This window comes from Burkholderia sp. BCC1993 (assembly GCF_905339865.1).
Classification (GTDB): domain Bacteria; phylum Pseudomonadota; class Gammaproteobacteria; order Burkholderiales; family Burkholderiaceae; genus Burkholderia.
The window spans coordinates 131,886-150,367 of record NZ_CAJPGZ010000009.1; the positions used below are offsets into that span (position 1 = coordinate 131,886).

Annotated in this window: 16 protein-coding genes and 1 pseudogene; 12 read left to right on the forward strand and 5 right to left on the reverse strand. The window is 67.6% G+C overall.

Going from position 1 to position 18,482, the window contains the following annotated elements; all coding sequences use genetic code 11:
* Positions 1–54 precede the first annotated feature (54 nt).
* Complete coding sequence (gene hpnA, locus U4Y91_RS16730) at positions 55–1,062, reverse strand: hopanoid-associated sugar epimerase (protein WP_057925559.1); 1,008 nt, start codon at positions 1,060–1,062, stop codon at positions 55–57.
* Positions 1,063–1,281: 219 nt separating this feature from the next.
* Here hpnA and U4Y91_RS16735 point away from each other — a divergent pair, with 219 nt between their 5' ends.
* The 3 genes from U4Y91_RS16735 (at position 1,282) to U4Y91_RS16745 (ending at position 4,020) form a co-directional block, all read left to right on the forward strand.
* Positions 1,282–1,578: an acylphosphatase gene (locus tag U4Y91_RS16735; protein ID WP_124486044.1), complete on the forward strand. Its 297-nt coding sequence runs from the start codon at positions 1,282–1,284 to the stop codon at positions 1,576–1,578.
* 19 nt (positions 1,579–1,597) lie between these two features.
* Positions 1,598–2,497 (forward strand): EamA family transporter RarD, encoded by a 900-nt coding sequence (gene rarD, locus U4Y91_RS16740; RefSeq protein WP_321805964.1) that lies wholly within the window; start codon positions 1,598–1,600, stop codon positions 2,495–2,497.
* 398 nt (positions 2,498–2,895) lie between these two features.
* Complete coding sequence (locus U4Y91_RS16745; RefSeq protein ID WP_321805965.1) at positions 2,896–4,020, forward strand: OpgC domain-containing protein; 1,125 nt, start codon at positions 2,896–2,898, stop codon at positions 4,018–4,020.
* Between the two features lie 55 nt (positions 4,021–4,075).
* Here U4Y91_RS16745 and U4Y91_RS16750 read toward each other — a convergent pair whose 3' ends face one another.
* Together U4Y91_RS16750 and U4Y91_RS16755 are read right to left on the reverse strand one after the other, a co-directional pair.
* On the reverse strand, positions 4,076–4,282 hold the full coding sequence (locus U4Y91_RS16750; RefSeq protein ID WP_321805966.1) for a hypothetical protein: 207 nt from the start codon (positions 4,280–4,282) through the stop codon (positions 4,076–4,078).
* Between the two features lie 120 nt (positions 4,283–4,402).
* Entirely contained in the window at positions 4,403–5,926 is a 1,524-nt protein-coding gene (locus tag U4Y91_RS16755; RefSeq protein ID WP_321805967.1) for an oligopeptide:H+ symporter, read from the reverse strand.
* Between the two features lie 499 nt (positions 5,927–6,425).
* Here U4Y91_RS16755 and U4Y91_RS16760 point away from each other — a divergent pair, with 499 nt between their 5' ends.
* From U4Y91_RS16760 to U4Y91_RS16790, 7 genes are all read left to right on the forward strand, one after another.
* On the forward strand, positions 6,426–7,004 hold the full coding sequence (locus U4Y91_RS16760) for a cupin domain-containing protein (protein WP_321805968.1): 579 nt from the start codon (positions 6,426–6,428) through the stop codon (positions 7,002–7,004).
* Positions 7,005–7,181: 177 nt separating this feature from the next.
* Positions 7,182–8,795 carry a peptide ABC transporter substrate-binding protein gene (locus tag U4Y91_RS16765; RefSeq protein WP_321805969.1) on the forward strand — a complete coding sequence of 538 codons (1,614 nt, stop codon included), beginning with the start codon at positions 7,182–7,184 and terminating at the stop codon, positions 8,793–8,795.
* Between the two features lie 11 nt (positions 8,796–8,806).
* On the forward strand, positions 8,807–9,745 hold the full coding sequence (locus U4Y91_RS16770; RefSeq protein WP_321805970.1) for an ABC transporter permease subunit: 939 nt from the start codon (positions 8,807–8,809) through the stop codon (positions 9,743–9,745).
* Between the two features lie 13 nt (positions 9,746–9,758).
* Positions 9,759–10,661, forward strand: coding sequence for an ABC transporter permease (locus U4Y91_RS16775; protein ID WP_044844992.1), 903 nt, complete (start codon positions 9,759–9,761; stop codon positions 10,659–10,661).
* Positions 10,662–10,663: 2 nt separating this feature from the next.
* Positions 10,664–11,656, forward strand: a complete 993-nt coding sequence (locus tag U4Y91_RS16780; protein ID WP_321805971.1) for an ABC transporter ATP-binding protein — start codon at positions 10,664–10,666, stop codon at positions 11,654–11,656.
* Entirely contained in the window at positions 11,653–12,684 is a 1,032-nt protein-coding gene (locus U4Y91_RS16785) for an oligopeptide/dipeptide ABC transporter ATP-binding protein (protein ID WP_321805972.1), read from the forward strand. The genes U4Y91_RS16780 and U4Y91_RS16785 overlap by 4 nt, the downstream gene beginning before the upstream one ends.
* Before the next feature lie 160 nt (positions 12,685–12,844).
* A complete protein-coding gene (locus U4Y91_RS16790) occupies positions 12,845–14,317 on the forward strand; it encodes an OprD family porin (protein WP_321805973.1) in 1,473 nt (490 codons plus the stop codon).
* A 67-nt stretch (positions 14,318–14,384) separates the two neighbouring features.
* On the opposite strand, the gene U4Y91_RS16795 is transcribed toward U4Y91_RS16790, so the two are convergent.
* Together U4Y91_RS16795 and U4Y91_RS16800 are read right to left on the reverse strand one after the other, a co-directional pair.
* Positions 14,385–15,377: a DedA family protein/thiosulfate sulfurtransferase GlpE gene (locus U4Y91_RS16795; protein ID WP_321805974.1), complete on the reverse strand. Its 993-nt coding sequence runs from the start codon at positions 15,375–15,377 to the stop codon at positions 14,385–14,387.
* A 163-nt stretch (positions 15,378–15,540) separates the two neighbouring features.
* A complete protein-coding gene (locus U4Y91_RS16800; RefSeq protein ID WP_321805975.1) occupies positions 15,541–15,810 on the reverse strand; it encodes a hypothetical protein in 270 nt (89 codons plus the stop codon).
* 338 nt (positions 15,811–16,148) lie between these two features.
* Here U4Y91_RS16800 and U4Y91_RS16805 point away from each other — a divergent pair.
* Both U4Y91_RS16805 and U4Y91_RS16810 read left to right on the forward strand, forming a co-directional pair.
* A pseudogene (locus U4Y91_RS16805) lies at positions 16,149–16,295 on the forward strand (GNAT family N-acetyltransferase); the annotation flags it as partial.
* A gap of 549 nt (positions 16,296–16,844) precedes the next feature.
* Positions 16,845–18,440, forward strand: a complete 1,596-nt coding sequence (locus U4Y91_RS16810; RefSeq protein ID WP_321805976.1) for a thioredoxin family protein — start codon at positions 16,845–16,847, stop codon at positions 18,438–18,440.
* Positions 18,441–18,482: the final 42 nt, after the last annotated feature.

Here is an 18,482-nt window from a genome sequence, read left to right on the forward strand (position 1 = left end):
CGTCAGCGACGTGTAACAAAGTGCGCAAAGCGGCGTGAAATACGCCGCTTTGTGTTACTTCAGGTAGCCCGCCGAGCCGAACCAGTCGAGCGCGTCGCGCAGTCCTTCGCGATACGGACGCGCGCGGTAGCCGAGTTCGCGCTCGGCCTTCGCGGACGTGAAATACATCTTGTTCTTCGACATCCGCAGCCCGTCGACGGTCACGAACGGCTCCTTCTTCGTGAACTTCGCGACGGCCTCCGCGCCGACGGCGAGCGGGTAGAGCGGCCAGCGCGGCAGCGCGATCGTCGGCGCCTTGCGGCCCGTCATCTGCGCGATGTCGGCCAGCATCTGCTGCAGCGGCAGGTTCTCGCCGCCGAGGATGTAGCGCTCGCCGATCCGGCCGCGCTCGAGCGCGAGGAAGTGGCCGTGCGCGACGTCGTCGACGTGCACCAGGTTCAGCCCGGTATCGACGAACGCGGGAATCTTGCCGAGCGCGGCCTCGACGATGATGCGGCCGGTCGGCGTCGGTTTCACGTCGCGCGGGCCGATCGGCGTCGACGGGTTGACGATCACGGCCGGCAGCCCTTCGTCGGCGATCATCCGCTCGACCGCGCGCTCGGCCAGCACCTTGCTGCGCTTGTACACGCCGATCGCCTGCTCGGCGGTGAGCGGCCGGTTCTCGTCGGACGGATCGCCGGCGCTCGTGACCTTCAGCGTTGCGACGCTGCTCGTGTAGACGATCCGTTCGACGCCTTCGGCGCGCGCCGCGCGCATCGTCGCGACCGCGCCTTCGAGGTTCGCGCGCTCGATCTCGTCCGGGTCCGGCGCCCACAGCCGGTAGTCGGCCGCCACGTGCAGCAGGTAGCGCACGCCGCGCAACGCGGCGCGCATCGACGTCTCGTCGCGCATGTCGCCGGTGACGATCTCGGCGTCGAGATCCGCGACGTTCGTGCGCGGGCTGGTCGGGCGCACCAGCACGCGCACCGCATAGCCTTTCTGCTGCGCGATGCGTGCGACGGCCGAGCCGACGAAACCGGACGCGCCGGTGACGAGAACGAGATCGCGGGAGGTATCAGTCATGCGTTTCCTTCAGGGCCGCGCGCGGGCGGCGCGGCGGTTGTGCGTCGGCGAGATTGTACGTGGTCGGCGCGACCGGCGACGCGAGCGCCGCGAGCGCCGCGCGGGGCCGCACCGGGCGACGCGGGCCGCGCGCGGCTCGCCGGCCGGGCACGTGTGCGAAGCGGCTGACGCGTCTACAATGCCGGGCTTGAATGGATTGCACGACGGGAGGGCGACGCGATGAGCCGCAATGAACTGGACGAACGGATCGAGACCTACTACGTGCGGGTGCGCGGCGTCGTGCAGGGCGTCGGTTTCCGTCACGCGACGGTGCGCGAGGCGCATGCGCTGAAGCTGCGCGGCTGGGTCGCGAATCTCGAGGACGGCAGCGTCGAGGCGATGATCCAGGGCCCGGGTGCGCAGATCGACCGGATGCTCGCGTGGCTGCGCCACGGGCCGCCGTCCGCGCGCGTGACCGAGGTGACGTTCGAGGAGCGCCACGTCGAAAAGCGCTTCGAGCGCTTCCAGCAGCAGTAAGGCGTAAGGCGAAAACAACATGACGGGGTATCCGGAGGCCGGGCGCGGCATCGCGCTGTCGGTGATGGCGTCGACGCTGTTCGCGCTGATGTCCGCCTACGCGAAACTGCTCGCGCCGCTCACGGGGCTCGACATCTTCGCGTGGCGCATCCTGTGGACCGCGCCGGGCGCGCTCGCACTGATCGCGCTGCGCGGCCGCTGGCCGGCGCTCGTCGAACTCGTGCGGCGCGGCGTGCGCGACTGGCGCCTGCTGGTCGCGCTGCCCGCGAGCGCGGCGCTGCTCGGCCTGCAGCTGTGGCTGTTCCTGTGGGCGCCGCTGCACGGCCGCATGCTCGAAGTGTCGCTCGGCTATTTCCTGCTGCCGCTGACGATGGTGCTCGTCGGCCGCTTCTACTATCACGAACGGCTCGATCCGCTGCAATGGGCGGCGGTCGCATGCGCGGCGCTCGGCGTCGCGCACGAGGTATGGGCGACGCGCGCGTTCGCGTGGCCGACGCTCGTCGTCGCGCTCGGCTATCCGCCGTATTTCGTGCTGCGCCGCCGGATCAACGCCGATTCGCTGGCCGCGTTCGCGCTCGAGATCGTGCTGCTGTGTCCGGTCGCGTTCGCGATGGTGTCGGCGAGCGCGACGTCGGTCGCCAGCCATCCGCTGCTGTGGGCCGTGCTGCTGCCGGGGCTCGGCGTGCTCAGCACGCTCGCGCTCGCGAGCTACCTGAAGGCGAGCCGGATGCTTCCGATGGCGCTGTTCGGGATCCTCGGCTACGTCGAACCGGTGCTGCTCGTCGCGGTGTCGCTGCTGCTGCTCGGCGAGACGCTGAACGTCGCGCAGCTCGCGACGTACGGGCCGATCTGGGCCGCCGTCGCATTGACCGCGTGGCACAGCGCGATGCTGATGCGGCGTTTGCCGGTGCGCGGCTGAGCGTCGTCGGCCGGCGGTGTGACGGCGGCAACGAACGTGCCGCGCAGCGCGCATTTCTTGCGTCGTGTCCCGCGATGCCGGCGTCGAACTGGCATCGCGCTGATGTCCAGCTGACGTCTGGCTGGCGGCCTCGCCAGCGTTGCATCGCCGATGTCACGCCTGTAATCGAACAGAAGATTCCGTTGCACTTTGTTACTTAGGGTCTCCCCCGACCGGCCGCTAGACTGATTTGACCGCCTCCTCTTCGTATGCGGCTTTTCCATGAACGGTCATTTCCGTGCCGGGCCGGCCGGGTTGGCGCGATACGAGCATACGCGTAGCGCCGCCGATCACGTTCGCCTTCTCCCTCCCGAGTCCTCCACCGGTGCGTGCCGCACCGTCGTCGTGCAGGCGCGGCCATGTCGTTGAACATGCCGCCTGCCGTCCCGATGCCGCCGACCCGTAGCGCCCGCCTGATCGAAGTCGATTTCTTCCGCGGCATCGTGCTGCTGATGATCGTCGTCGATCACATCAGCGCGAGCGTGCTGTCGCGCGTGACGCTCCATGCATTCGCGCTGTGCGACGCGGCCGAGGTGTTCGTGTTCCTCGGCGGCTTCGCGACCGCGAGCGCGTACGGCGCGATCGCCGACCGGCACGGCGCGCGCGCGGCGCAGCGGCGGTTCGTGCATCGCGCGATGCAGATCTACCGCGCGTTTCTCGCGACGTCGACGCTGATGCTCGTCGTGTCCGCCGTGCTCGACCATTACGGGATCGACGCGCCGAACCTCGCGCTCGACGACGTCAGCGTGATGCTCGCGTCGCCGCTCACGGGTCTCGCCGAACTGCTCACGTTCCAGCGCCAGCCGTATCTCGCGTCGGTGCTGCCGATGTACGTGCTGTTCGCGCTCGCGTCGCCGGTGATCGTGCCGTTCGCGCGCCGCCATCCGAGGCTGCTCGTCGCGTTCGGCGCGACGTCGTGGCTCGCGGCGGGCTGGCTCGGCCCCGAGCTGCTGGACACCGATGCGTTCCGCTGGAACTTCAACCCGTTCGCGTGGCAGCTGATGTTCGTCGCCGGCGTGCTCGCACGCTGCCAGCCTTTCTACCGGGACGTCGCGCTCGGGCGGTGGAGCGCCGCGGCGACCGGCGTCGCGTGCGCGATCGTGCTCGGTTGTGCGAGCTACAAGCTGTTCTCGGGGCTGCCGTTGCCGGAAGGTATCCTCAAGCGCGATCTCGCGCTGCCGCGCATCGTGAGCTTCGCGGCGATTGCCTGGCTGATGGCCGACTGCGTGCGCTACGGCTGGATCGCGCGCATTGCGCGGGCTGTGCAGCCGGTCGTCGCGGTCGGCCGGCGCGGCCTGATCTGCTTCGTCGCGGGCGCGGCGATCTCGCTCGTCATCGATTCGCTGCTGCATCCGGTCGCGAACGGCGCCGAGCTGCGGCATCTCGGCGTGGGCCTCGCGGCTGACGCATGTGCGGTCGGGCTGATGATGGCCGTGGCCGGTTCGGGAACGTGGTTCGCACGCCGGCGCGGCGCGGCCGCGTGAGCGGTGCGGGAAAACGCGCAGGCGGCACGCAACGCGCCGCGCGGTGTCGGTGCGCTCAGTGAGGTGAGCCGATACGGGAGCGGGGGACGACGGTCGCGTCGTCGGATTCGGCGTCGTCGCGTTCGTCGGACTTCGGATCGTCCTGCTGCGCGAGCACCGCGTCGGCTTCGGCCGCGGCCCGGGCGGCGCGCAATGCGGTGCAGCGCTGCGCGTGCCGGATGTCCGACAGTACCCTCAAGAGCCGAGTCGTCTTGTTTTTCATGATCTTCTCCCGCCAGTGCGCATCACGACGGAGCGGATGCGCCGTTGCAACCAGTGTAGGACGTGCTGGCCGCGCTGGCGGGAGAATGTGGCGTGCAGGCCGCACGCCGAGGGATAGTACTTACTGCGCCGAGGCCATCGCTTGCGCCTGCACCGCTTCTTCCTCGCGGCGCTCTTCCGCGCAGCGCTGATGCTGGCGCGACAGGCGGTTCATCATCGGCAGCAGCAGGAGTGCGAGCAGCATGCCGATCGCGGCGAGCCAGCCGAGCTTCTCGAACAGCGACAGGTACAGCGGCAGCGATTCGGTGGCCGGCAGGTCGTGCGACGGCATCTGCGCGAAGTTCGCGACGACGCTGCCCAGATACTGCGACACACCCGTCGCGACGAAATATGCGCCCATCATGAAGCCGCTCATGCGCGCCGGCACGTAGCGGGCGATCATCGCGAGGCCGAGGCCGCTCACCAGCAGTTCGCCGAGCGAGTAGAGGCCGTAGCCCCACACCATGAACCACGACGCCACGCGGCCGTCCACCGCGTAGCGGCCGCTGATCGTGAACACCAGGTAGCCGGCGGCTACCGCACCGAAGCCGAACGCATACTTCGCGGCGACCGGCAGGTCACGGCCGCTCTTCGAGAACGCGTTGTAGATCCATACGAGCACCGGGCTCAGCATCATGATCCAGATCGGGTTCAGCGCCTGGAACTGCGCGGCGCTCCACGTGAACAGCGTCGTGCCGAACAGGATGAAGCGCGGATCGACGTTGCGCAGCGCGAACAGCGTGAGCGACGTCGACATCTGCACGTAGAAGATGAAGAACAGGATCACCTGGCCGATCAGCACGAGCGCCGCGATCAGGCCCGCGCGTTCCGAACGCTCCGACTTCGCGATCATGTACGCGAAGATCGCGAGGATCGCGAACGCCGCCGTCCATACGCTCGCGACCGCGAGCTGCTTGTGCTGCAGCACGTACAGCGTGACGAGCGCGAGCGCCACGCCGCCTGCCGCCACGCCGCCGAGACGCTTCCAGCGGATCGGTTCGTCGTCGGGCTGCGAGCCGATGTGCGCGAGCGTGCGGTGCATCAGCATGAAGTTCAGGATCGCGAGCAGCATGCCGGCGCAGCAGACCGCGAACGCGGTGTGCCAGCCCCAGTGATCCTTGATCCACGGCGTCGCGAGCATCGACACGGTCGAGCCGATGTTGACCGCCATGTAGTAGATCGTGAACGCGCTGTCGATGCGCGCATCGTCGCCTTCGTAGATGCGGCGCACGAGGTTCGCCGCGTTGGCCTTGAACAGGCCGTTGCCGACGACGATCACGCCGAGCGATGCGTACATGTACGCCAGCGCGTCGTTCGGCACCGCCAGCATCAGGTAGCCGGCGCACAGCACGGCCGCGCCGATGATCATCGTGCGACGGGCGCCGAGCACCTTGTCGCCGATCCAGCCGCCGATCGACGGCGACGCGTAGACGAGCGCGGTGAACGCGCCCCAGGTCAGGTTCGCATGGCTGTCGGTGAAACCGAGCCGGTCGACCATGAAGAGGACCAGAAGCGCGGCCATGCCGTAGTAGCCGAAGCGCTCCCACATTTCGATAAGGAAGACCGTCGTAAACGAACGGGTCTGTGAAACAGGTGCGTGCATCATCAATCTCGTTTGAAACGGACGGCGCGGATCGCGCGTCGCCTTGGGGGTCGAACTGGCGCCGGAGCACGGTGGCCGGGTAGGCTTTGCGTCGGCGATGGAGCAGTCGGGCGGGTTAGCCCGGGCCGGGGTCGGACTCCGCCCGATAAGGCGGTGCGAGGCCCCGACCGGCGCGCGAGTGGTAACGTTTGCCGGTCCGGTGCGTCAGGTCCGCGCCACTCAGGGAAACTCCCGATATGGCAGCAGCTTTCAGGAATATTTGTCTCATCATCTATTTGTAAGCTTCGCGCCCGTTCTCCGAAAATTCCCGGAGAGCCGCTTGCAGCTTGCCTGTGAAGCCGGCGAGTCTGGCAAGATAGCGCGTCGTTTCGCTCGCTTCGTGCCCTGTTTAGTGCACCGGGCTCAACACCGAAGACGTGTGCGAACCCGAAGATTAAGCTATCTCGTATTAACTTAGTTACTTTCCATCAAACATTTTTTGACGACCACTTTTCGGCCTGCTATGGTTCCCCCCACTGAAAACTCGCGAGCGGCAGACGCTGCCGCACTCGGCGGCAAGATTCGCGCGTTGCGCCAACGACTCAAGCGCACGCTCGACGACACCGCTACCGCCGCGGGGATTTCGAAGCCGTTTCTGTCTCAAGTCGAACGCGGGCTCGCGTCGCCGTCACTGACGTCGCTGGCCGGTATCGCACAGGCGCTCGGCGTGACGGTGCAGTACTTCGTGGATACGCCGAGCGAGGAACGCTCGGTCTGCAGAGGCGATCAGTTGCGCTTCTTCGGATTCGCCGATTCGGCGAACCTGTTCGCGAGGCTGACCAACGTGACCGAAGGGCGTCAGCTCGAGGCGATCCTCGTGCGGATGCCGCCGGGGCAGAAGCGGTCGGAGGTGACGACCCATGCAGGAGAGGAATTCCTGTATGTGATTGAAGGGGAAGTGTCGCTGACGCTGGAAGGCAAGACGTTCGTCCTGCAGGCCGGCGACAGTTCGCACTATCAGTCGACGGTCCCGCACAGTTGGGTCAACACCGCGAAGGTCGAGTCGGTGGTGGTCTGGGTCGGTACGCCGCGGCTGTTCTAACGCACAGGTATTCCTTCGTTTCCAAGACGGAATGCCTGTCGAAAGAAACGTAAGGAATACTAAGATGCAATACGAGAATCACGGGCCTCCTCAATCGCTGTACCCGTCAGCGTCTCACGCGTAACCGCGGCATCCACCGCGCATCGCTCGCCGAACAACCTTCTCAAGACTGCCACGATGAAATCCTTGCATGCCATGTCGGCCGTGCTGGCCGCGCTCGCCCTGACGACGCCCGTCGCCCACGCCGTTACCGTTCCGTCGAACGTCACGCTCGCTCCTCAACAGGACCTGACGCGCCAGGTGCCCGCCGAAATCGAGTCGCTCGACCCGGCGCACATCGAATCGTGGACCGGCAACACGATCGGCCTCGACCTGTTCGAAGGGCTCGCCCGCATCGACGCGGCCGGCCAGGTCGTGCCGGGTGTCGCGCAGTCGTGGGAGCGCAAGACGCCGCAGACCTGGATCTTCAAGCTGCGCCACGATGCGAAGTGGAGCAACGGCCAGCCCGTGACGGCCGCCGATTTCGTCTACTCGTGGCAGCGCCTCGTCGATCCGAAGACGGGCTCGAAGTACACGATCCTCGTCGAGTTCGTGAAGAACTCGAAGGACATCATCGCCGGCAAGGCCGCGCCGACGACGCTCGGCGTGCGCGCGGTCGACCCGTACACGCTGGAAGTGACGACCGACGTGCCGGTCGCGTTCTTCCCCGAACTGACCGCGATGGTGCCGCTCGCGCCGGTGAACAAGGACACCGTCGCGAAGTTCGGCGACGCATGGACGCGTCCCGGCAACATCGTCAGCAACGGCGCGTACCAGCTCGTCGACTGGCAGCCGAACAACCGCATCGTGATCTCGAAGGACGCGAAGTACTGGAACGCGCCGAAGGTCGTGATCAACAAGGTCACGTACCTGCCGATCGAAAGCGACGAAACGGCGATGCGCATGTACCAGGCCGGCCAGATCGACTACAGCTACTCGATCCCGTCGGGCATCTTCCAGCAGGTCAGCAAGCAGTTCGGCGGCGAACTGCGCCCGGGCCTGCAGCTCGCGACCTACTACTACTACCTGAACAACAGCGACGCCGCGCTGAAGGACAAGCGCGTGCGCCAGGCGCTGTCGATGGTGATCGATCGCGACGTGCTGACGTCGAAGCTCACGCAGGCCGGCGAGAAGCCGATGTACGGCCTGATGCCGAACGGCACGAAGGGCGTGCACTCGTTCACGCCGGAATGGGCGTCGTGGCCGATGGCCAAGCGCGTCGCGACCGCGAAGGACCTGCTGAAGCAGGCCGGCTTCTCCGACGCGAAGCCGCTGTCGTTCACGCTGACGTACAACACCAACGACCTGCACAAGAAGGTCGCGCTGTTCACCGCATCGGAATGGCGCACGAAGCTCGGCATCGACACGAAGCTCGAGAACGTCGAGTTCAAGGTGCTGATGAAGGAGCGGCATGATGGCAAGGTGCAGATCGCGCGCGACGGCTGGTTCGCCGACTACAACGACGCGATGACCTTCTTCGACCTGATCCGCTGCGGCAGTTCGCAGAACACGGTCGGCTACTGCAACAAGCAGGCCGACACGCTCGTCGACGAAGGCAACCAGAAGCTCGACGACAAGGCGCGCGCCACGCTGCTCACGCAGGCGCACGACGCGGCGATGAACGACACGCCGATGGTGCCGCTGTTCCAGTACTCGGCCGATCGTCTCGTGAAGCCCTACGTGGGCGGCTACTCGCTGAAGAACGTGATCGACATGCGTGCTTCGCAGGACATGTACCTGATCAAGCACTGAGCGGAGCGATCATGCTGGCCTACGCATTGAGACGCACGTTGTGGGCGGTGCCGACGATTCTCGCCGTCATCACCGTCTGCTACCTGCTGCTGCACTTCACGCCCGGCGGTCCGTTCGATACGGAGAAGCAGCTGTCCGCGGCGACGCTCGCGAACCTGAACGCGAAGTACCACCTCGACGAGCCGCTGTGGAAGCAGTACCTGCTGTATCTCGGTTCGCTGCTGCAGGGCGATCTCGGCCCGTCGTTCCGCTACGTCGACTGGTCGGTGAACGATCTCGTGAAGAAGGCGCTGCCCGTGAGTCTGGGCGTGGGCGGCATCTCGATCCCGCTCTCGATCGGGTTCGGCGTGCTGCTCGGCACCGTCGCGGCCGTGCGCCGCGACAGCGTGATCGACCGCTTCGTGATGCTGATCGGCAACTTCGGCAACGTCGTGCCGCCGTTCGTGCTCGGCCCGGTGCTGGTGTGGATCTTCGCGATCCTGCTGAAGACCTCGGCCGGCAACGGCTGGCTGCCGGCCGGCGGCTGGGGCGACGGCGGCTGGCAGTACCGGCTGCTGCCGATCGTGCTGCTGACCTTCATCAACGTGTCGCTGCTCGCGCGCGTGATGCGCGGCTCGATGATCGAGACGCTGTCGAGCAACTTCATCCGCACCGCGCGCGCGAAGGGCCTGCCGGGCTCGACGATCGTGCTGCGCCACGCGCTCAAGCCCGCGCTGATGCCGGTCGTGTCGCTGTTCGGCACGGTCTGCATCACGTCGATCACGGCGGCCGTCGTCACCGAATCGGTGTTCGCGCTGCCGGGGCTCGGGCAGCTCGTCGTGAACGGCGCGATCAACCGCGACTACACGCTGGTGCTCGGCCTCGTCGTGCTGACCACCGTCTGCGCGGTGCTGTTCAACCTGCTGGTCGACCTCGCGTACGCGTGGCTCGATCCACGTATCCGTTATTGAGCGAGGCACTGCGATGACTCCGACTACTCCCGTCGTCAGTCTGCCCGTGCAGACCGATTCGCCGCCGCGTTCGCGCTCGCCGCTCGCGCTCGCGTTCGCGCGCTTCCTTCACAACCGCGCGGCCGTGTTCAGCCTCGTGCTGCTCGCGCTGATCACGCTCGCATGTTTCGTCGGTCCGTGGCTGCTCGCGGCCGATCCTGCCGCGAGCGACTGGGGCTCGATCAGCCTGGCGCCGACGCTCGCGAACCAGCACTGGTTCGGCACCGACGAGCTCGGCCGCGACCTGCTCGTGCGCACGCTGATCGGCGGCCGCGTGTCGATCGAGGTCGGCCTGCTCGGCACGCTGGTGTCCGGCCTGTTCGGCGTCGCGTGGGGCGCGACCGCCGGCTTCGCGGGCGGCCGGGTCGACTCCGCAATGATGCGCGTCGTCGACATGATGTACGCGATCCCGTACCTGCTGATCGCAATCCTGATGATGACCCTGTTCGGCCGCTCGTTCATGCTGGTCGTGCTGACCATCAGCGCGTTCTCGTGGATCGACATGGCGCGCGTCGTGCGCGGCCAGACGCTGTCGCTGCGCAATCGCGAGTTCGTCGACGCGGCGCGCGCGATCGGCGTGTCGCCGGCGTCGATCGTGCTGCGCCACGTCGTGCCGAACCTGCTCGGCGTGGTCGTCGTGTACGCGACCGTGTCGGTGCCGAACATCGTGCTGACCGAATCGGTGCTGTCGTTCCTCGGCCTCGGCGTGCAGGAACCGATGACGAGCTGGGGCGTGCTGATCCAGGACGGCGCGCAGAAACTGGAATCGATGCCGTGGCTGCTGCTGGCACCGGCCGTCATGCTGTGCGTGACGCTCTACTGCGTGAACTTCGTTGGCGACGGCCTGCGTGACGCGCTCGACCCGAAGGATCGCTGAAGATGGCTGCTCTGTTGGAAGTAGAAAACCTCGGCGTGCGCTTCTCGCGCAGGGACGCACCGCCGATCGACGCCGTGAGCGGCGTGTCGTTCTCGCTCGAAGCCGGCAAGACGCTCGGCATCGTCGGCGAATCGGGCTCGGGCAAGAGCCAGACCGTGATGGCGCTGCTCGGCCTGCTGGCCGGCAACGGCGCGACGACGGGCACCGCGCGCTATCGCGGCGACAACCTGCTCGAGATGGATACGCGTGCGCTGAACGCGGTGCGCGGCGACCGGATCGCGATGATCTTTCAGGATCCGATGACGTCGCTCAATCCGTTCCTGACGATCGAGCGGCAGATGACCGAGACGCTGCAGCTGCATCGCAAGCTGTCGCGCAAGGAAGCGACGAAGCGCGCGATCGAGGCGCTCGAGTCGGTGCGCATTCCCGACGCCGCGCGCCGCATCCGCATGTATCCGCACGAGTTCTCCGGCGGCATGCGCCAGCGCGTGATGATCGCGATGGCGCTTCTTTCGGAGCCCGAAGTCCTGATCGCCGACGAGCCGACCACCGCGCTCGACGTGACCGTGCAGGCGCAGATCATCGACCTGCTGCGCGAGCTGAACCGCGAGCGCGGCACCGCGATCGTGCTGATCACGCACGACATGGGCGTGGTCGCGGGCCTCGCGGACGACGTGATGGTCATGTATGCGGGCCGTACCGTCGAATACGCGCCGGCCGACTCGATCTTCGCGGCGCCGTCGCATCCGTACACGATCGGTCTGCTCAACGCGCTGCCGCGCCTGACCGACGCCGACGACGCGCCGCTCGTCGCGATTCCCGGCAATCCGCCGATGCCCGGCACCGCGCCGGCCGGCTGCGCGTTCGCGAAACGCTGCACGTATGCGGAGGCGCGCTGCGGTGCCGCGCGCCCCGCGCTCGAAACCTATGGCGCGGCGGGCGCGGTGCGCGCGTGCCACCGGCCGCTTGCCGATCTGACGGGAGGTCTGCGATGAGCGTCGATGAACGCCGCAATGCCGGCGCGACGGGCACGACGAGCGATACGCTGCTGTCCGTCGAGGATCTGAAGGTGCATTTCCGCGTGCCGCTCGGCGGCTATCCGTGGTCGCCGAAGGGCACGCTGCGCGCGGTCGACGGCGTGTCGTTCGACGTGAAGCGCGGCGAGACGGTCGGGCTCGTCGGCGAGTCGGGCTGCGGGAAGTCGACGCTCGCACGCGCGCTGATCGGCCTCGTGCCGATGACGGCCGGCACGGTGCGCTGGCGCGGCGAAGCCGTCGCGCCCGATCACCTGCGCGGCACCGCGATGCGCCGCGAAGTGCAGATGATCTTCCAGGATCCGCTCGCGTCGCTCGATCCGCGCATGACGATCGAACAGATCGTCGCGGAGCCGCTCGTCACGCACCACGTGGGCCTCGGCCGCGCCGAAGTGCGGCGCCGCGTGGTCACGATGCTCGAACGTGTCGGCCTGAACGCGCATCACCTGCTGCGCTATCCGCACGAGTTTTCCGGCGGACAGTGCCAGCGCGTCGGCATCGCGCGCGCGCTGATCGGCGAGCCGAAGCTCGTGATCTGCGACGAGCCCGTATCGGCACTCGACGTGTCGATCCAGGCGCAGATCGTGAACCTGCTGCGCGATCTGCAACGCGAACTGTCGTTGTCCTATCTTTTTGTCGCGCACGACCTGGCGGTGGTGAAGGCCATCAGCCAGCGCGTGCTCGTGATGTATCTCGGCCGCGTGATGGAGTTCGGCACGCGGCATGACGTGTATGGCGTGCCGCAGCACCCGTACACGAAGGCGCTGCTCGATGCGGCGCCGACGCCGGAGCCGGCGCGCGAGCGTGCTCGCCGTCCGATGCTGCTGGCGGGCGAGATGCCGTCGCCGCTCAACCCGCCGTCCGGCTGCGCGTTCCGCACGCGCTGCCCGGTCGCGATCGACGCGTGCGCGCAGGACGTGCCGCTGCCGGAAGTGCGGCAGGGCTCGCCGGCGCGTGTCGCGTGCATCCGGGCGGGCGTGGCGGCGTGACGTGACGCAGCAAACATAACCAGGCAGGTCAACAGGGGTAGGGTGCGGCGCGAATGATCTTCGCGCCGCGGGCAAAGGCGCGTCCTTAACCGGGCTCGCCGGGGGGCTGGAAGCGGATCGCAACCGGCGTGGACGACATCAACACAAGACGAGAATGACGATGAACAAGCAAAAGACGATCGGGACGGCATCGAAGATGCTGCTTGCATGGGGCTTGCCGGCGCTTGCCGGCGTATCGCTGAGCGGCGTCGCGCACGCCGACGACGCGGCCCCCGCACCGCTGACGGTCGCGCAGGCCGCGCCGTCCGCCGGCGCAAGCACGTCGGTTGCGCAGGCAACGACCCCGAACGCCATTATCAACGCCGAGGCGACCCAGGCCGTCACGCCGCCCGACGAGCCTTCGGCACAGTCGAAGTCGAACGGTTTCATTGCCGACAGCCACCTGAATTTCCTGTTCCGCAACTATGCGGACACGCTCGACAACAAGGGCGGGCCGCACCGTCACGCGTGGGTCCAGGGCGCGATGGCGAACTTCGAGTCGGGCTACACGACCGGCCTGATCGGCATCGGCTTCGACGCGTCGCTGTATGCGGCGCTGAAGCTCGACGGCGGCGCCGGCGCCGGCAGCATGGTGCACATCGCGAAGGGCGGCGGCGGTTCGAACCAGCTCGCGTGGGCCTACCCGGGCATCTACGACGTGAAGGCGCGCATCTCGAACACGGTGGTCAAGTACGGTCTGCAGGCCGTCGACAACCCGTTCATGGAACAGCACGACAACCGCGCGCTGCCGCCGACGTTCCTCGGCGCGACGATCGTCAGCAACGAATTCAAGAACGTGATGCTCGAGGCCGGCAGCTTCACGAAGACCGATGCGCGCGGCCACACGACGCTCACCAACCTCACGACGCAATACGGCGGCACGCGCATCAATCGCCTGACCTACGTCGGCGGTACGTGGGACTATTCGCCGAACGGCGAAGTCGCGCTGTACGCCAACCAGGCCGACGACGTATGGCACCAGTACTACGCGTCGGTGAAGCACAGCATCGGCGATACGAAGTCGATCAAGTGGACCGGCTTTGGTAACGTTTACTCGACGCACGACACGGGCGACGCGCTGCAGGGCAAGATCAACAACAACGCGTACAGCCTGTCGGTGGCCGCGCAGCACGGCCCGCACGAACTGCTGCTCGGTTATCAGCAGGTGCTCGGCGACCAGTTCTTCGATTACCTGAACGAAACGAACGGCATCTTCCTGACCAACTCGATGGACGTCGACTACAACGCGCCGCACGAAAAGTCGCTGCAGCTGCGTTACACGTTCTACGGCAAGGAAGCGGGCCTGCCGGGCTTCAAGGCGATGGTCTGGGGCGTGACGGGCTGGGGCGCGGACGGCAGCGCAGGGGCTGCGAACGATCCGAGCAAGTCGAGCATCTACTGGAGCAACGGCGCGCCGGTGCAGGGCCGTCACCACGAGTTCGGCTTCATCCCGTCGTACACGTTCCAGAGCGGCAAGCTGAAGGACACGAAGGTCACGTTCATCGCGATGTGGCACACCGGTTCCACGCATACCGCGGACGCGACCAACAAGGAGTACCGCCTGGTCGTGAACGTGCCGCTGCACGCGTTCTGATCGAACGGGGACGCAACGTCCCCTTCAGTCGTTTTCGTCTCGCGCGGCCGGCCTGCGACCCGTTCGATCAGGCCGGCTTGTGCAACCCCGCCACCGGATCGTTCGCGGCGGGCATGTCCTCCACCAGCGACGTGAGCTGGCGGCCCGTGTCGCGCCAGGCGTCGAGGCCGCCGCGCAGCGGCAGCGCATCGGTGAAGCCTGCGTCGAGCAGGCGCTTGGCCATCAGCGCGGCCGTCACTTCGTTCGGGCACGAGCAATACACGACGAACTTCTGCGAGAACGGATAGCGCGCGACGATGTCCTCGATGTGCCGTTCGTCCGCGAACTGCGCGCCGGGAATCGTGAACGGGTCGAGCTTGCGGTGCTCGGGCGAACGCACGTCGAGCACCACCGGCGCGGTCGCATCGCGCAGCAGCACGTCGAGTTCGTCGACGCCGATCCGCGCGCTCGCGAGCTGGCGGATCAGCGCGCGGCGGCGCATCCAGCGCACGGCCGCGTAGACGGCCAGCAGTGCGACGATCACCAGCAGCACCGCGCGGCCGAGCCGGCTCGCGCCGGCGAACAGCCAGTCGATCTGCCGATAGAACACGAGCCCCGCGAGGAGGCCGACGATCGTCCACAGCGCGGCGCCGAGCGCATCGTAGCCGGCGAACGTGCGATAGCGCGTGCCGAGCGCGCCGGCCATCGGCACCGACACGAGCGACAGCCCGGGAATGAAGCGGGCGACCGCGAGTACGCGCACGCCGTAGCGGCCGAAGAATCGTTCGGTCTTCTTCACGCAGGTATCGCGCGACAGCGACAGCCGGCAGATCGTCTTCAGCGTCGTGCCGCCGTAGCGCCGCCCGGCGACGTACCACACGGTGTCGCCGATCAGCGCGCCGAGCACCGACAGCGCCAGCACCGTCAGGAGCTGCGAGCCGATCATCGCCGGATTCATCGCGGCCATCGCGCCGAACAGCACGAGCGTCGGCATCGCCGGTACGGGCAGGCCGATGGCCGCCGCGAGCACGTTGGCGAAGACGAGAAGCGGCCCGTATTGGGCGACGAGGTCACGGAGCATGACGGCTGGCCGAAAAGGAAGCGCGTGAGGAAGGTACGAAGATGGGCCGATTATCGGCCATTTTCAAGCGGACGGCGGGGAATGACGGAAAGCGCCTGACGGCGGCAGGGTGATGCGGGCGGATCGGTGAGCCGGTGCGTTGCGCGCGGCTCACCGGTCGACATCAGGAAGGCGTACGGACGAGCGAGGCGGCGCCGTGGTTTTCGCCAGGCAGTTCGGCGCCGTGCGAGCGGATCGCCGCGATCAGTTCGGCCGGCGTGATCTCGTAGCGAACCTCGCGGTGAATGCCGGGCTTGCGTTCGTCGATGTCGATCAGCAGCACGCTCTTGCCGTCGCCGGTCGATTCGAGCCGGAGCGAGCGCAGTTCGCGGCCGTCGGCCGGGTCATGTTCGGTGAGCAGGGTCATTGCCCCGGATGAGCCGGTAGTGCGCATCGAACCTATCCTCGTATCGTGTGTGCCAGGTTGGCGAAGATGTCGTTGTTGAATGCAGCTTGACGAAGTTTAACGCGAACGGGCCACAACACGGAGCATTTTCGTGGCCCCCTAAATGAGGGCTGCACCGGCCATCCTTCTGACGTTTGAGCCGCGCCGGGCGGGCGTTTCAGCCGGATCGGACCGATCGGACCGATCCGCGCCCGGCGCCCGGCCGGTGCGCGGCCGGGTGGCGCGGGCGCCGTCAGAAGCGGTCGGCGAGGCCCATCGCCGGGTCGCTGACCGAGTGGCGGCCCGTTTCGACACGGCCGGCCACGCGGCGCGAGAAGCTCGCGTCGCTGTCGGTGTTCATCGACAACCCGGCGGCGATCGCACTGTACGAAAAGCACGGCTTCCGGATCGAAGGCGAGGCGCCGGACTATGCGCTGCGCGACGGTGCGTATGCATCGGTGTTTCAGATGGCGCGGATCAAAGGGCGGCAGTAATGGACGCGTGCTGAAGCGCGTGCGGGCCGGCGTGTCGTTGCGTCGGCCGCGGCATGTGCATGCATTGGCCATGCCGTGCGCCTTGTCGGGCCTGCCTCCGTGTGCCCGATCGCGTGCAGCGACCGACGGCAGTCAATGCAGCGCTGCATGCAGCACAGTGCGTGGTCGCGTCGACCGCGCAGGCGCGCACGTCGGCGACGCCACACGTCATATCCATTAGAGAATTCATTCGTTTTCAACCGGCCGCGCGAATCGTATCGTCGAGCGATTTGCCGGTCGCCGTGGTCGCCGTGGTTGTCGCGGTGGGTACGGCTGCGCTGTGTGTGCATGCGGCGGCCGGTTATGGCTTTTCGCGTCGATGCCTACGCGATGCCCACGGCCGATGCCGGCATGCGCGGTGCCATCCGTCGATGCCCTTCGTTGTTGCGTCGCTTCGTCGTGTTTTCGCTTCGCCGTTTCGTGCGCATGGGCCGGCCGTTGCAGCGTACCGGTTCCGTCGTCGCGCGACGCCGCTATCCGCAACCGTCTCTTTCAACGGAACCCGTCTTGATGAAAACCGTTCTCCGTAACCTGACTGCCGCCTGCCTGTTCGCCGCCGCGGGTGCGGCGTTTGCCACCACCGCGCCGCAGGGCGCTCCGGTATCGGGCCCGTCGAGCGACGGCGCGCATCTGCCGCCCGGCATCGCATGGCAGCAGGGCGACGTCGATGCCGCGTTCGCGCTCGCGAAGCGCACCGGCAAGCCGCTGCTGCTGTACTGGGGTGCCGTATGGTGCCCGTCGTGCAACCAGGTGAAGTCGACGATCTTCAGCCAGCAGGCATTCAAGGCTCGCTCGTCGTTCTTCGTGCCCGTTTATCTCGACGGCGATACCGAAAGCGCGCAGAAGCTCGGCGAGCGCTTCAAGGTACACGGCTATCCGACGATGATCCTGTTCCGTCCGGACGGCACCGAAGTGACGCGGCTGCCGGGCGAGGCCGATCTCGAGCGCTACATGCAGGCGCTGTCGCTCGGGATGACGGCCGCGCATCCGGTGCGGCAGACGCTCTCGACCGCGCTGAACAACGGCGCGGCGCTGACGCCGGCCGAATGGCATCTGCTGGCCGACTATTCCTGGGACACCGACGGCGCGCTGCCGGTGCCGGCCGATCGTGTCGCGCTGACGCTGCAGACGCTGTCGCAACATGCGCGTGCCGCCGGCGCGAAGGCGGACGCCGCGCGGTTCGCGCTGAAGTCGGCGGTGGTGGCGGCATCGGACGATCCCGCACAGGCCGGCGCGCTCGACAAGGCGGCGCTCGCCGACGCGCTGCGCGCGGTGTTGCGCGAACCGGCGCTGGCGCGGGCCGATTCGGACGTGCTCGTCGCGGCGCCCGCGCGCGTGGTCGCATACCTCGGCGGCGACGCCGCGCAGCGCACGACGCTGCGCGACGCGTACGACACGGCGCTCGCGCACCTGTCGACCGATTCGACGCTGTCGTCGATCGACCGGCTGATGGCGCTGCACGGCCGCGTGCTGCTCGCGCGCAATGACGCGCACGCCGGCGCGCCGCTCGCCGCGCCGGCGCTGGTCGATACCGTGCGCAAGCAGATCGCCGCATCGGTGCAGGGCGCCGCGAACGCGTACGAGCGGCAGGCGCTCGTCAGCGAAGCGGCGGACACGCTGACCGACGCGGGGCTGTACGACGAGTCCGACCTCTTGCTGAAGGCCGAGTTGCCGCGTTCGGCGACGCCGTACTACTTCATGTCGGGGTTGGCCGCGAATGCGAAGGCGCGCGGCGACAAGGCCGCGGCGCTCGACTGGTACCGCAAGGCGTACGACTCGGCGAGCGGACCGGCGACGAAGCTGCGCTGGGGCGCGACCTATTTCGCGAATGCGGTCGCGCTGGCGCCGGACGATTCGGCGCGGATCGAAGCGATCGCCGCGAGCGTGCTCGCGCAGGCTGGCAAGACCAAGGATGCGTTTTATGGGGCGAACCTGCGCGCGCTGACCAAGGTCGTCACGCAACTGAATCGCTGGCGCGGCGGCGGCGCGCACGATGCGTCGGTCAGGTCGGTCGTGAAGCAGTTCGACGGGGTGTGCGCAAAGCTGCCCGCGGGCGATCCGCAGGCAGCGGCATGCGCGAAACTGATCGAGCCGGTGAAGGCGTGACGGCTCGCGACGGAGCGGTCGGGCGGGACGGCCGCGTCGTTG

Coding starts and splice junctions, on each gene's coding strand:
- U4Y91_RS16775 (WP_044844992.1), top strand. CDS start 9,759: ATGACTCCGACTACTCCCGTCGTCAGTCTGCCCGTGCAGACCGATTCG.
- U4Y91_RS16765 (WP_321805969.1), top strand. CDS start 7,182: ATGAAATCCTTGCATGCCATGTCGGCCGTGCTGGCCGCGCTCGCCCTG.
- U4Y91_RS16785 (WP_321805972.1), top strand. CDS start 11,653: ATGAGCGTCGATGAACGCCGCAATGCCGGCGCGACGGGCACGACGAGC.
- U4Y91_RS16810 (WP_321805976.1), top strand. CDS start 16,845: ATGAAAACCGTTCTCCGTAACCTGACTGCCGCCTGCCTGTTCGCCGCC.
- U4Y91_RS16780 (WP_321805971.1), top strand. CDS start 10,664: ATGGCTGCTCTGTTGGAAGTAGAAAACCTCGGCGTGCGCTTCTCGCGC.
- U4Y91_RS16795 (WP_321805974.1), bottom strand. CDS start 15,377: ATGCTCCGTGACCTCGTCGCCCAATACGGGCCGCTTCTCGTCTTCGCC.
- U4Y91_RS16755 (WP_321805967.1), bottom strand. CDS start 5,926: ATGATGCACGCACCTGTTTCACAGACCCGTTCGTTTACGACGGTCTTC.
- U4Y91_RS16735 (WP_124486044.1), top strand. CDS start 1,282: ATGAGCCGCAATGAACTGGACGAACGGATCGAGACCTACTACGTGCGG.
- U4Y91_RS16760 (WP_321805968.1), top strand. CDS start 6,426: ATGGTTCCCCCCACTGAAAACTCGCGAGCGGCAGACGCTGCCGCACTC.
- U4Y91_RS16770 (WP_321805970.1), top strand. CDS start 8,807: ATGCTGGCCTACGCATTGAGACGCACGTTGTGGGCGGTGCCGACGATT.
- U4Y91_RS16745 (WP_321805965.1), top strand. CDS start 2,896: ATGTCGTTGAACATGCCGCCTGCCGTCCCGATGCCGCCGACCCGTAGC.
- U4Y91_RS16800 (WP_321805975.1), bottom strand. CDS start 15,810: ATGCGCACTACCGGCTCATCCGGGGCAATGACCCTGCTCACCGAACAT.
- rarD (WP_321805964.1), top strand. CDS start 1,598: ATGACGGGGTATCCGGAGGCCGGGCGCGGCATCGCGCTGTCGGTGATG.
- U4Y91_RS16790 (WP_321805973.1), top strand. CDS start 12,845: ATGAACAAGCAAAAGACGATCGGGACGGCATCGAAGATGCTGCTTGCA.
- U4Y91_RS16750 (WP_321805966.1), bottom strand. CDS start 4,282: ATGAAAAACAAGACGACTCGGCTCTTGAGGGTACTGTCGGACATCCGG.
- hpnA (WP_057925559.1), bottom strand. CDS start 1,062: ATGACTGATACCTCCCGCGATCTCGTTCTCGTCACCGGCGCGTCCGGT.